Here is a 12,614-nt window from a genome sequence, read left to right as displayed (position 1 = left end):
CGGCGTAGGGGCGCGGCCCTACGGTGGGTCGCATGAGCACACGATTCGATGCCATCGGGCTGGTCGTCTCCGACATGGCCGCCTCCGTCGCCTTCTACCGGAAACTCGGATTCTCCTTCCCCGAGGGGGCCGAGGAACAGGGACACGTGGAGGCCGGACTGCCGGGCGGGCTGCGGTTGTTGCTGGACACGGAGGAGGTGGTCCGGTCCTTCCACACGGAATGGGAGCCGCCGTCGGGCGGGGGCAGGACCTCACTGGCGCTGCGGTGCGACAGTCCCGCGGAGGTCGACACGCTCTTCGCGGAGATGGTCGACGCCGGGAGCGGCTTCGAGCTCAGGCCGTGGGACGCGGTGTGGGGGCAGCGGTACGCCGTCCTCCTCGACCCGGACGGGAACGGCGTCGACCTGTTCGCGCCGCCGGCCGTGAGCGGCCAGTAGCTCGCCCAGCGGCAGGCCCGTCAAGTCCCGTATCTCACGGGAGAGGTGGGCCTGGTCCGCGTAGCCGGTCCGGGTGGCCGTCTCCGCGAAGACGACGCCCGCCCGGGCCAGGGCGAGGGCGCGGCGCATCCGGAGGATGCGGGCCAGGGTCTTCGGACCGTAGCCGAACGCGGCCAGCGCGCGACGGTGCAACTGACGGGCGCCCAAGCCCAGTTCGTCGGCGGTGGCGGCCACCGGGCGGCCCGCGTCGAGGGCGGCCACGAGAAGGCCGAGCAAGGGGTCCGGCGGGGCGGTTTCCGCCGCCCGGCGCAGGGCCAGGTCCTCCAGGGCGCGCACCGGATCGTCCGCCGCGTTCACGAGGGCGGTCACGCGGCGTACGTCTGCCGCCGGCCACAGGTCGGACAGGGCGACGCGGCGGTCGCGCAGCTCGTGGGCGGGTACGCCCAGCAGCGCGGGCGCGGTGCCGGGCCCGAAGCGGACGCCCGCCCAGATGCCCGGCCGGCCTCCGGTGAGGTGCGCGTGGGTGTCGGGGCCGGCGACCAGGAGGCGCCCCTCGTTCCACAGCAGGTCCATGCAGCCGTCGGGCAGCACCCGGTTCTCCCCGGCGCCGGACGGGCTGTTGGTCCACACGACCGCGCCCGTCAGCCGTGATACCCGCTCCCTGTACACGCCCCCACGCTACGCCGCCCGGTTGCGCCACTCCTGCGGGCTGACGCCGTACGTCCGTTTGAAGGCCGTGGACAGGGCGAACGCGCTGCCGTAGCCGACCTGGCGGGCGATCGCGCCGATGGTGTCGCCGGTGTCGCGGAGGCGGTCCGCGGCGAGGGCGAGACGCCAGCCGGTGAGGTAGGTCATCGGGGGTTCGCCGACGAGTGCGGTGAAGCGGCGGGCGAGGGCGGCGCGGGAGACGCCGGCCTTCGCGGCGAGTTCGGCGACCATCCACGGGTGGGCGGGGTCGTCCTGGAGCAGGCGGAGGACCGGGCCCACGACCGGGTCGGCCCGGGCCCGGTACCAGGCGGGCGGCTCCGCCTCCGGGCGGGCGAACCAGGCGCGCAGCGCGGCGATGACCAGCAGGTCGAGCAGCCGGTCCAGGACGACCTCCTGGCCGGGGGCGTCGCGCACGATCTCGTCCATGAGGAAGGGGGTGAGCGGGCAGTCCCAGACGTCGGTGGTGAGGGAGAGCAGCGGCGGCAGCGCGTCGAGGAGCCGGCCGCCGATCTCACCCCGCATCCGGTAGGTGCCGATCAGCATCACCGTTCCGCCGTCCGGCCGGTCGCCCCAGGTGCGGACGCCGAGGTCCATGACACCGTTCAGGGGGCGTCCGTCGGGGTAGTGGCACTCGCCGCCGGGCAGGATCAGCGCCTGCGGGGTCGTGGCCGGGTCGTCGGCGCAGATGTACGGGTCGGGGCCGCGCGCGATGGCGAGGTCACCGGGGCGCAGGCGCAGCCGCTCCCCGTCGTCGGAGACGATCCGTGCCTCGCCGCGCACGAGCAGCATCACCGTCAGCGGGGCGCGGTCCTCCACGCGGATCGCCCACGGCGGGTCGAAGCACGCCCGGATCATGAACGCGCCACGGGCGCGGGGGCCCTCGAGCAGGCCGGTGAGTGCGTCCATGGCAGCAGCGTAGACGCGGGCTTATGGAAATGAGCCGCTCGGCGATGGTTCCTCGCGGCGCGGGGCGGTTGACTCGACGGCATGACGCAGAACGCGAAGAGCACGAGGGACATGACCCTGGTCGTCACGGGTGCGACGGGGCGTACGGGGAGCCGGGTGGCGCGGGCCGCCGAGGCGGCGGGGCTGACGGTGCGGGCGGCGTCGCGGGCGACCGGGTTCGACTGGGCGGACCGGTCGACGTGGGCGGACACCCTGCGGGGTGCCGACGCGGCGTATCTCGTCCACCCGGCGGACGTCGGCGCCCCGGGCACCGCGGAGGCGGTCGGCGAGCTGGCCGGCACGGCGGTCGGTCTGGGCGTACGGCGGCTGGTGCTGCTGTCCGCGCGGGGCGAGGACCAGGCGCTGCCCACCGAGGAGGCGCTGCGGGCGTCGGGCGCGGACTGGACGGTCGTACGGGCCGCGTGGTTCGCGCAGAACCTCAGCGAGGGGCCGCTGGTGGCGGAGGTGCGGGCCGGGGAGCTGGTGTTCCCGGCGGGTGAGGTGCCCGAGCCGTTCGTGGACGTGCGGGACATCGCCGAGGTGGTGGTGGCCGCGGTGACGGGCGGGGAGCGGTACGCGGGACGGACGCTGTCCCTCACCGGGCCCCGGCTGCTGACCTGGGGCGAGGCGGTCGCGGAGATCGCCGCGGCGACGGGGCGCCCGCTGGCGTACCGGGCGGTGTCCGCGCGGGACTACGGCGAGGCGCTGCTCGGTTTCGGGGTGCCGCCGCAGGAGGCCGCCTTCCTCACCGGGCTGTTCGAGACGCTGCTCGACGGCCGCAACGCGCGTCTGGAGGACGGGGTGCGGCAGGTGCTGGGGCGGGAGCCGCGGGACTTCGCGGAGTTCGTACGGGAGGAGGCGGAGGCCGGGACCTGGAAGGCGTGAGCCTGTGTGTCGTCGCCCCCGCCGCCCCGTCCCGTCCCCGGGGGCGGGACGCGGCTCACTCCTCCTCGTGCGTCGGCCCCTCGCCGTTCCGCTGGTGGGTGGACTTCACGTGCGTGCGCAGCCGGGCCGTGACGTCCTCCGGGGGCAGGAAGCGGGACCAGCGTTCGGGGAACTCGGAGGGCATGTCGGGATCGACCTCGCCGGCCGCGGCGGTGCGGGCGACGTACTCGGCGACCTGCGCCTGCCGCAGCCGCTCGTTGGCCTCGCGGGCCGCGGCCGTCGCGGCGGCCGGCCAGACCCGGTCGATGGCCGCGTTGACCGCGGCGCCGACGAGCACGGCGAACGCGGACACACCGATCCACAGCAGTACGGCGACGGGGGCGGCGAGGGAGCCGTAGATCGTGGGGCCCTCGACGGTGTTCGTCAGGTAGAGGCGCAGCAGGAAGCTGCCGAGCACCCACATGGCGAGGGCGACCAGCGCGCCGGGGACGTCCTCGATCCACGGGGAGCGCACGGGCACGGAGACGTGGTACAGCGTGGTCAGGAAGGCGACGGAGAGCAGGATCACCACCGGCCAGTAGAGGATCTGGACGAGCGTCGTCGACCAGGGCACGATCCGCACGACCGCGTCCGGGCCCGCCACCATCAGCGGCAGCGCGACCGAGCCGATCAGCAGGGCCACGATGAACAGCAGGAAGGCCAGCAGCCGGGTCTTGACGATGCCCCGCACGCCGTCGAGGCCGTACATGACGGTGATGGTCTCGATGAAGACGTTCACCGCGCGGGAGCCCGACCACACGGCGATCAGGAAACCGAGGGAGATCACGTCGGGCCGGCCGCCCTTGGTGACGTCCCGCAGGATCGGCTCCGCGACCTCCGTCACGCCCCGGTCGGACAGCACCGTCCGGGAGGCCTCCAGGAGGTTGCGCTGCACGCTCTGGATGGTGTCGGCGCCGGTCCAGGCGTCGACGTAGCCGAGGAGGCCGATCAGGCTGAGCAGCAGCGGGGGCACCGACAGCAGCGTGAAGAACGCCGCCTCGGCCGCCAGGCCCAGGATGCGGTACTCCATGCACGAGTTGACGGTGTCCTTCAGCAGCAGCCAGGCGGTCCTGCGCTTGGAGACGTTCCGGTAGAGGGCCCGGGCCCGGTGGAGGCGCCCCGAGGGCGCGTCGGGGGATTCACTTGCTGGCTGCACGCCCTAAAGGTATCCGTCGTGCCAGGTCGCACTCACCCGCAGGCCGGATCGGCGGGTGCGGCCGGCGTACCACGGGGTACGTTCATGGGCATGGCAGGCACCACGCACACCGTGACCAATCAGGTTCCCCCACTGGTGCAGTACGACGTGTTCGGCGCCGACCGGGCGCTGGTGGAGGCGGTCGAGCGGCATCTGGAACCGGACGTGCTGGACGAGGGCCTCTCCGAGCTGTCGGGGCTGGGGCGGACCGCCGGGTCCGCGCAGGTGCAGGAGTGGGGGGTGCTGGCGAACGAGAATCCGCCGCGGCTGCGCACCCACGACCGCTACGGTCACCGGATCGACGAGGTCGACTTCCATCCGTCCTGGCACCGGCTGCTCGGCAAGGGTGTCTCGGCGGGGCTGACGGCGGCCTGGGTGCGGCCGGGCGGGCATGTGCGGCGGGCGGCGGCGTTCCTGGTGTGGACGCAGGTCGAGGCCGGCAACGGCTGTCCGCTGTCGATGACCCACGCGGCGGTCCCCGCCCTGCGCACGGATCCGGCCCTGGCGGCGGAGTGGGAGCCGCGGCTGACGTCGACGATCTACGACCGCGCCCTGCGGCCCGCGGGGCGGAAGCCCGGTGCCCTGTTCGGGATGGGCATGACGGAGAAGCAGGGCGGCAGCGACGTACGGGCGAACACGACGGCGGCCCGGCCGCTGGCCCAGGACGGCGCGTACGAGCTGACCGGGCACAAGTGGTTCTGCTCGGCGCCGATGTCGGACGCCTTCCTGGTGCTGGCGCAGGCGCCCGGGGGCCTGACGTGTTTCCTGGTGCCGCGGGTGCTGGAGGACGGCACCCGCAACGTGTTCCTCATCCAGCGGCTCAAGGACAAACTGGGCAACCGGTCCAACGCGTCCGCCGAGGTCGAGTTCGCCGGGACATGGGCGCGCCGGGTCGGGGACGAGGGGGCCGGGGTGCGCACCGTCATCGGGATGGTGGCGGCGACCCGGCTGGACTGTGTGCTGGGTTCGGCGGGGCTGATGCGGCAGGCCGTGGCGCAGGCGGTGCACCACTGCACGTACCGGGAGGCGTTCGGCGGGAAGCTCGCCGACAAGCCGTTGATGCGCAACGTGCTGGCCGATCTGGCGCTGGAGTCGGAGGCGGCCACCACACTGGCGCTGCGGCTGGCGGCGGCGTACGACGACGGCGGCGAGCAGGAGCGGGCGCTGCTGCGGATCGCGGTGCCGGCGGCGAAGTACTGGGTGACCAAGCGGTGCGCGCCGCTCGCGGTGGAGGCGGCGGAGTGCCTGGGCGGCAACGGGTACGTCGAGGAGTCGGGGATGCCCCGGCTGGTGCGGGAGTCGCCGCTGAACTCGATCTGGGAGGGCGCGGGGAACATCCAGGCGCTGGACGTGCTGCGGGCGCTGCGCCGGGAGCCGGCGGCGCTGGACTCGTATCTGCGCGAGGTGGGACAGGCGCGCGGGGCGGATCACCGGCTGGACGCGGCGGTCAAGGACCTGCTGACCGAACTGGCGGATCTGGAGGGCGTCGAGGGGCGGGCGCGGCGGCTGGTGGAGCGCCTCGCACTGGTGCTCCAGGGGTCGCTGCTGGTGCGGTACGCGCCGCCGCAGGTGGCGGACGCGTTCTGCGCCTCAAGGCTGGGAGGCGACGCGGGCACGGCCTTCGGCACGCTGCCCCACACCTTGGATCTGGCAGCGATCGTGGACCGGGCCCGGCCGGTCTCCTGAAGCCGAGGGCGTGGACACCGGCCCGAGGGGCGCGGGGCCGTGACATGTGCGGCTCCGCCGCGTGGGCGCGACCGGCCACCCGCAACCCGGCGGCCGCCGACGCGTATCGGGCCGCACCCCGTGCCGCGCACACCGTCCCGGCTGCCGCAGGCATGACGCGGGGGTGGTGCTGCGCCGACACGGCACCACCCCCGCCGCACGGGCCCTTTACGAGCCGTGGACGCCGCTCGGGACGGCGTCGCTCAAGTTTCGGACAGCCGGGGACTCTTCACCAGGGTTGCAAGGGGTTGCAACGTGTTGTTCCCGTGGCCGCGGTGAGCGTTCGCTGCCGGGGGCAGACGGCAGTATGAGTCCCGACAGTCTTTCTCCCGGGAGGACCGGTGGCGCTCTCGCCGATGGACATGACGCGGCTGGCCGCCGTCGACACGGCGCGTGCGGCGCGGGTGCTCGACGAGGTCCGCTCCGCCGCGCTCTCCGGGCAGCGTACGCCCGTGGCCCCCCGCCCGGTGATCGGGCAGTCCTGGGAGCGGATGCTGCGCAGTGGTGTGGACCCGGACCACGACTTCCGCAACGGGCTGCTGTCCCGTGAGGAGGTGCAGCGGCGCCGGGAGTCGTCGACGCTGCGGCAGGTGCTGCCGGTGCTGCGGGAGGGGCTGCTGTCGGTCGCGGACGTCGCCCGCCACATCATGGTGGTGGCCGACGAGGAGGGCCGGGTGCTGTGGCGGGAGGGCAGCGCGCCGGTGCTGCGCAAGGCCGACGGGCTGGGCTTCGAGATCGGCGCGGACTGGCGCGAGGAGGTCGTCGGCACCAACGGGGTGGGGACGCCGGCGGTGACGCGGCGCCCCGTGCAGGTGTTCGCCGCCGAGCACTTCGTACGGTCGCACGCCGCCTGGACGTGTGCCGGGGCGCCGATCACCGATCCCCGCGACGGGCGGCTGATCGGTGTGGTGGATGTGAGCGGGCCGCTGGAGACGATGCATCCGGCCACGCTGGCATGGGTCGACTCGGTGGCGAAGCTCGCCGAGGCACGGCTGCGGGAGACGCATGTGCGGTCGCTGGAGCGGCTGCGCGCGGTGGCGGCGCCGGTACTGGCACGGATCGACGGGCGTGCGCTGGTCGTGGACCGGCAGGGGTGGACGGCGGCGGTGACGGGGATGCCGTACACGGAGCGGCTGACGCTGCCCGAGTCGGTGTCGGCGGGCATGCGGTGGCTGCCGGCGCTGGGCCGCTGCTCGCTGGAGCCGCTGGCCGGGGGCTGGCTGGTGCGGGCGGCGGACGAACCGGTGGCACGTGCCGCGACCCGGATCGTGCTGGACCTCGCGGGGCCGCGCCGCTGGTCGGTGGAGGTGTCCGACGGGTCGGGCTCCTGGACCCGGGAACTGAGCCCCCGGCACGCCGAGTTGCTGTACCTGCTGGCCGTGCACCGTGCGGGGCGCAGTGCCGCGGACCTCGCCCGGAACGTCTTCGGCGACCCGGCCCGCACGGTGACGGTACGCGCGGAGATGTCCCGCGTGCGCCGCTACCTGGGTTCCCTCCTGGACCACCGCCCCTACCGCTTCACGGAGACCGCCGAGGTGGAGGTCGTCCTCCCGGACGACCCCCGCGACCTGTTCCCCCACTCGGCGGCCCCGTTCCTGAGCCGTCGACGGCGGCCGGTGCGGGCGGACTGACTCGCCGCCCGTCAAGACCGCGCGGGGCCGCACAGACGTGCCCCGGAGCCCCTCGGAAGGTCGCTGTTTCACATATTTGCAGGGTCTTCGGCTCCTGGGCCGGCCGGCTGCCGTAGCATCCCGGTACGGGCCACCCCAACTGCTCCACGGTCAACCCTCGGACCACCGGACGCAGTTGGCTCGTCTCGGGAGGACGTCATGAAGCATCGCGGCAGACACCGCCGGCGCAGGCGGAGCAGGGCGCTGCGGGCGGCGCTGGCCGGGACCGCCCTCGCGCTGACCGCGGCCGCCGCCATGATCAGCGCCTCCCAGGCCACCGACGCCGACGACCCCGGGGCGCTGAAGCCGCTCACCGCGTCCGCCGAGACCGCACCGCTGCGGCTGACCGAGCACCACGTGCCGCGCGACGCGCTGGACCGGCTCTCCGACGGGATGGGCCGGCCGGTCGGTGTGGGTGCCGTGCTCGCCGATCCCGACGGCTCCCTGGGCGACGCGGAGGACTGTACGGACGACGACCGGCGGGCCCTGCCGGTCGAACCCGCCGCGACCCACGCGTACTGCTGGCCGGGCACCGACACCGACGGCTGGCGGTCCGGCGCGGTCACCACTTCCGGGGACGCGGACGACGACGGCCGCTGGGGCGGGCACCGGGTGATCCTCTCGGGGTGGAGCCGCAGCACCGGCACGCCGTCCGAGGACGGTCTGGCCCGCGTCGCCTTCGTGGACGCCGGCGACCCGGACGACCTCCGCTACACCTGGGCCCTGCTGACCGTTCCGGTGGACGGCGGCCGCGACTACCGCGGGCTCGGCTCCGCCGTGTCCGGCATGGTCTGGTACCAGGACAAACTGCTGGTCACCGCGGGCCCGGCGGACGCCGGCGCGCTGTATGTGTACGACCTGGCACGGGTCCAGCGGGCCACCGTGGACGGCACCTCGGTCGGGCGGGTGCCCGGCGGCTGGTCGGCGGCGGGGGCGCGGTACGTGCTGCCGGCCGTCGCCTCCTACCGGACCGACGGGGCCGGCGCGCCCCGGCCGGGCGGCATCTCCCTGGACCGCAGCACCGCGCCCGACAGCCTGGTCACGCACGAGGCGACGCCCGCGGACGAGGACGGGCCGACCCGGCTGTGGCGGTACGCGTTCAGTACCGAGCCGGAGCGTGCGGGACTGCTCGACACGGACCCGGCCGGGGTGTACGAGACGGAGCTGACCGATGTGCGCGGCGTGCTGTCGTACCGGTCGGGCTGGTATCTGGGCCGGACGACCGGGACGCCGGACGAGCGCGGCACGCTGTGGCGGCAGGACACGGACGGGGCGCGCCCCGTCCGGTGCGGCGCGGACGGGACGCACCGCTGCTGGAGCGGCCGGGCGGTGTCCCTGTCGTACTGGGAGGAGAGCGGCGACGTGTGGTCCCAGTCCGGCCGGATGCTGTTCGCCCTGCCGCTGGCGTCCGTGGACCGCTCCCTGGACTAGCGGGTGTCCGCGCCTTGATCAGGCGTTCGACAGCAGCTCGTGCCGGGTGGTTCCCTTTCGGGCATGACGACCATCTCCGTGACCACCTGGTCCCTGGAGCAGACCGCGCCCACCGATCTCCTTCCGGCCGCCGTGCCCGAGGGGGACGTACGGGTCGTCCGCTCCGAGGTGCCCTCCCCCGAGTTCAGCCGTTTCCTGTACGCCTCGGTCGGCGGGGACATCCGCTGGACCGACCGGCTGGGCTGGACGTACGCGCGGTGGCTGGAGCACCTGGACCGGCCCGAGGTGGAGACGTGGGTCGCCTACGACCGGGGCACGCCGGCCGGGTACGTGGAGCTGGAGGCCCAGGGGGACGGGGTCGTCGAGATCGTCTACTTCGGGCTGCTGCCCGCCTTCCGGGGGCGGCGCATCGGCGGGCACCTGCTGTCGTACGGCACGGCCCGCGCCTGGGACCTGGCGGACCGCCGGCCGGAGCTGAAGCCGACCACGCGGGTGTGGCTGCACACCTGCAGCAAGGACGGTGAGCACGCCATGGACAACTACCGGCGTCGCGGCTTCACCCTGTTCGACACCAAGGTCGAGGACGAACCGGAGGCGTCGGCTCCGGGCCCGTGGGCCGGGGCCTACCCCGCCTGACCAGCACGGACAAGACCGCCTGCGGCGCTTGTGACCAAGGACACCCTTGTCTCTCACTTCGAGACAAGGGTGTCCGCATTTTGGACGAAGCTGGACTGTGTCCAGAACGCCGTGACACGCTTCCGCCATGTCTGGAACTGGAATCGCCTTGGTGAGTCGGCGGCACGTCGACCTCGGCCGCATGTCCAGCGCCATCTGTCCGGCGCGCTGAGAACACTCGGCACCGCCCGGCATCCCCTTCTTCGCCCCACTCCCCGCGCAATGACGCGCACTCCCATTCGTGCGCGCATACGCGCAGGTCAGAGCCGCATTCCCGCCTGTCCCGAAGGACGTATCAACCATGGCCGCCACCCCGCAGAATCCTGCCGCCGCGCAGAAGCCTGCCGCCGCGACTCCCCGCCGCAAGGTGAGCCGTCACCGCGGAGAGGGACAGTGGGCCGTGGGTCACTTCACCCCGCTCAACGGCAACGAGCAGGTGAAGAAGGATGACGACGGTCTCAATGTGCGGACACGCATTGAGACGATCTACTCCAAGCGCGGTTTCGACTCGATCGACCCCGGCGACCTGCGCGGCCGGATGCGCTGGTGGGGTCTGTACACCCAGCGCAGGCCCGGGATCGACGGCGGCAAGACCGCGATCCTGGAGCCGGAGGAACTGGACGACGAGTACTTCATGATGCGGGTGCGCATCGACGGCGGGGCGCTGACCACCCAGCAGCTGCGGGTCATCGGCGAGATCTCGCAGGAGTTCGCGCGCGGCACCGCCGACATCACCGACCGGCAGAACGTCCAGTACCACTGGATCCGGGTCGAGGACGTCCCCGAGATCTGGGACCGGCTGGAGGCCGTCGGCCTGTCCACGGTCACCGCCTGCGGCGACACCCCCCGCGTGATGATCGCCTCCCCCGTCGCCGGCATCGCCGAGGACGAGATCATCGACGGCACCCCGGCGCTGGAGGAGATCAAGCGCCGCGTCCTGGGCAACAAGGCGTATTCGAACCTGCCCCGGAAGTTCAAGACGGCCATCTCCGGCTCGCCCGTCCTCGACGTGGTGCACGAGATCAACGACGTCGCGTTCGTCGGCGTCCGCCACCCCGAGCACGGGCCGGGCTTCGACCTGTGGGTCGGCGGCGGGCTGTCCACCAACCCCAAGCTGGGTGTGCGGTTGGGCACCTGGGTGCCGGAGGAGGACGTCCCCGACGTCTACGAGGGCGTCCTGTCGATCTTCCGCGACTACGGCTACCGCCGGCTTCGCAACCGTGCCCGCCTGAAGTTCCTGGTCGCCGACTGGGGCCCGGAGAAGTTCCGCCAGGTACTGGAGGACGAGTACCTGGGCGGGCGCAAGCTGATCGACGGTCCCGCGCCCGAGCAGCCGGTGCAGCAGTGGCGCGACCACATCGGTGTGCACCGCCAGAAGGACGGCCGTCACTACGTCGGTTTCGCCCCGCGGGTCGGCCGCGTGGACGGCACCACCCTCACGAAGATCGCCGACCTCGCGGAGGCGCACGGCTCCGGCCGGGTCCGTACCACCGTCGAACAGAAGATGATCATCCTCGATGTCGAGGAGGACCGGGTCGACTCCCTCGTCGAGTCCCTGGAGGCACTGGACCTCAGCGCCAGGCCCTCCCCGTTCCGGCGCGGCACGATGGCCTGCACCGGCATCGAGTTCTGCAAGCTCGCCATCGTCGAGACCAAGGCGCGCGGCGCCTCGCTGATCGACGAACTCGAGCGCCGCATCCCGGACTTCGACGAGCCGATCACCATCAACCTCAACGGCTGCCCGAACGCCTGCGCCCGTATCCAGGTGGCGGACATCGGTCTCAAGGGTCAGCTGATGCTCGACGAGCAGGGCCAGCAGGTCGAGGGCTACCAGGTGCACCTCGGCGGCGCACTCGGCCTGGAGGCCGGCTTCGGCCGCAAGGTGCGCGGTCTGAAGGTCACCGCGGACGAACTGCCCGACTACATCGAGCGGGTCCTCAACCGCTTCCAGGAGGAGCGCGAGGACGGCGAGCGGTTCGCCACCTGGGTCGGCCGCGCGTCGGAGGAGGCCCTGTCGTGAGCGAGCGTGCTGCGCCGTTCCACTGCCCCTACTGCGGGGACGAGGACCTGCGCCCTGGCGAGCAGGGCCACGGCGCCTGGGAGTGCGGCGCGTGCAACCGGGCCTTTCAGCTGAAGTTCCTCGGGTTGCTCGCCCGGGGACTCGAGCGATCCGACACGGGAGGGGACCGGACATGACGGCTGTTCAGGAAGAGCGCGCCGCCGAGGACCTGAAGGCGCTGGCCGAGCGGGCGGGCCGGGACCTGGAGGACGCCTCCGCCCTGGAGATCCTGCGGTGGGCCGCCGAGACCTTCGGCAAGCGGTTCTGCGTGACCTCCTCGATGGAGGACGCGGTGGTCGCCCACCTCGCCTCCCGTGCGCTGCCCGGCGTCGACGTGGTCTTCCTCGACACCGGCTACCACTTCCCGGAGACCATCGGCACCCGCGACGCGGTGGAGGCCGTGATGGACGTGAACGTCATCACGCTGACCCCGCGGCAGACGGTCGCCGAGCAGGACGCCGAGTACGGCCCGAAGCTGCACGACCGCGACCCCGATCTGTGCTGCGCCCTGCGCAAGGTCAAGCCGCTGGAGGAGGGCCTGAAGGGCTATGCGGCCTGGGCGACCGGCCTGCGCCGCGACGAGTCCCCGACCCGGGCGAACACCCCGGTCGTCGGCTGGGACGAGAAGCGGCGGAAGGTGAAGATCTCCCCCATCGCGAAGTGGTCACAGGAAGATGTGCAGGCGTACGTCGACGAGCACGGCGTCCTCACGAACCCGCTGCTGACGGACGGTTACGCCTCCGTGGGCTGCGCGCCCTGCACCCGCCGGGTGCTTCAGGGTGAGGACGCCCGCGCCGGCCGCTGGGCGGGCCGCTCCAAGACCGAGTGCGGACTGCACGGTTGAC

12 protein-coding genes and 1 pseudogene are annotated in these 12,614 nt (G+C 73.2%); 10 read left to right on the top strand and 3 right to left on the bottom strand.

Features of this window, described 5'->3' with window-relative positions; genetic code table 11:
- Positions 1-32 precede the first annotated feature (32 nt).
- Positions 33-437, top strand: a complete 405-nt coding sequence (locus ACFXAE_RS06460) for a VOC family protein (RefSeq protein WP_384708886.1) — start codon at positions 33-35, stop codon at positions 435-437.
- Here the strand turns inward: ACFXAE_RS06460 and ACFXAE_RS06455 are convergent.
- Positions 420-1,106, bottom strand: a pseudogene (locus ACFXAE_RS06455) (helix-turn-helix domain-containing protein); the annotation flags it as partial. The gene ACFXAE_RS06460 and the pseudogene ACFXAE_RS06455 overlap by 18 nt on opposite strands.
- A gap of 9 nt (positions 1,107-1,115) precedes the next feature.
- The gene (locus ACFXAE_RS06450) at positions 1,116-2,051 is read right to left on the bottom strand and encodes an AraC family transcriptional regulator (protein ID WP_384708883.1); all 936 of its coding nucleotides are present in this window, start codon (positions 2,049-2,051) and stop codon (positions 1,116-1,118) included.
- An 81-nt stretch (positions 2,052-2,132) separates the two neighbouring features.
- On the opposite strand from ACFXAE_RS06450, the gene ACFXAE_RS06445 reads away from it, so the two are divergent.
- Entirely contained in the window at positions 2,133-2,975 is an 843-nt protein-coding gene (locus ACFXAE_RS06445; RefSeq protein ID WP_384708880.1) for an NmrA family transcriptional regulator, read from the top strand.
- A gap of 55 nt (positions 2,976-3,030) precedes the next feature.
- Here the strand turns inward: ACFXAE_RS06445 and ACFXAE_RS06440 are convergent, their stop codons facing one another.
- Entirely contained in the window at positions 3,031-4,170 is a 1,140-nt protein-coding gene (locus ACFXAE_RS06440; RefSeq protein WP_384708877.1) for a YihY/virulence factor BrkB family protein, read from the bottom strand.
- A gap of 90 nt (positions 4,171-4,260) precedes the next feature.
- Here ACFXAE_RS06440 and ACFXAE_RS06435 point away from each other — a divergent pair, with 90 nt between their 5' ends.
- The 8 genes from ACFXAE_RS06435 to ACFXAE_RS06400 all read left to right on the top strand — a co-directional run bounded on the left by ACFXAE_RS06435 (position 4,261) and on the right by ACFXAE_RS06400 (position 12,613).
- Positions 4,261-5,895, top strand: a complete 1,635-nt coding sequence (locus ACFXAE_RS06435; RefSeq protein ID WP_384708874.1) for an acyl-CoA dehydrogenase family protein — start codon at positions 4,261-4,263, stop codon at positions 5,893-5,895.
- Between the two features lie 380 nt (positions 5,896-6,275).
- Entirely contained in the window at positions 6,276-7,565 is a 1,290-nt protein-coding gene (locus ACFXAE_RS06430; protein ID WP_384708871.1) for a GAF domain-containing protein, read from the top strand.
- Between the two features lie 198 nt (positions 7,566-7,763).
- Positions 7,764-9,035: a hypothetical protein gene (locus tag ACFXAE_RS06425; RefSeq protein ID WP_384708868.1), complete on the top strand. Its 1,272-nt coding sequence runs from the start codon at positions 7,764-7,766 to the stop codon at positions 9,033-9,035.
- 63 nt (positions 9,036-9,098) lie between these two features.
- Positions 9,099-9,671 (top strand): GNAT family N-acetyltransferase, encoded by a 573-nt coding sequence (locus ACFXAE_RS06420; RefSeq protein WP_384708865.1) that lies wholly within the window; start codon positions 9,099-9,101, stop codon positions 9,669-9,671.
- Between the two features lie 127 nt (positions 9,672-9,798).
- The gene (locus ACFXAE_RS06415) at positions 9,799-9,882 is read left to right on the top strand and encodes a putative leader peptide (RefSeq protein ID WP_310591794.1); all 84 of its coding nucleotides are present in this window, start codon (positions 9,799-9,801) and stop codon (positions 9,880-9,882) included.
- A gap of 129 nt (positions 9,883-10,011) precedes the next feature.
- Positions 10,012-11,730, top strand: coding sequence for a nitrite/sulfite reductase (locus ACFXAE_RS06410; RefSeq protein ID WP_384708862.1), 1,719 nt, complete (start codon positions 10,012-10,014; stop codon positions 11,728-11,730).
- Positions 11,727-11,906: a hypothetical protein gene (locus ACFXAE_RS06405; RefSeq protein WP_149547040.1), complete on the top strand. Its 180-nt coding sequence runs from the start codon at positions 11,727-11,729 to the stop codon at positions 11,904-11,906. The genes ACFXAE_RS06410 and ACFXAE_RS06405 overlap by 4 nt, the downstream gene beginning before the upstream one ends.
- Positions 11,903-12,613 (top strand): phosphoadenylyl-sulfate reductase, encoded by a 711-nt coding sequence (locus ACFXAE_RS06400; RefSeq protein ID WP_384708859.1) that lies wholly within the window; start codon positions 11,903-11,905, stop codon positions 12,611-12,613. Before ACFXAE_RS06405 ends, ACFXAE_RS06400 begins: the two co-directional genes overlap by 4 nt.
- Position 12,614 lies beyond the last annotated feature (1 nt).

The sequence above is a fragment of the Streptomyces sp. NPDC059454 genome, assembly GCF_042749965.1.
In the GTDB taxonomy this organism is placed as follows: domain Bacteria; phylum Actinomycetota; class Actinomycetes; order Streptomycetales; family Streptomycetaceae; genus Streptomyces.
The sequence above is the reverse complement of the archived record's forward strand: the minus strand, read 5'-3'. Positions and strand labels throughout refer to the sequence as shown.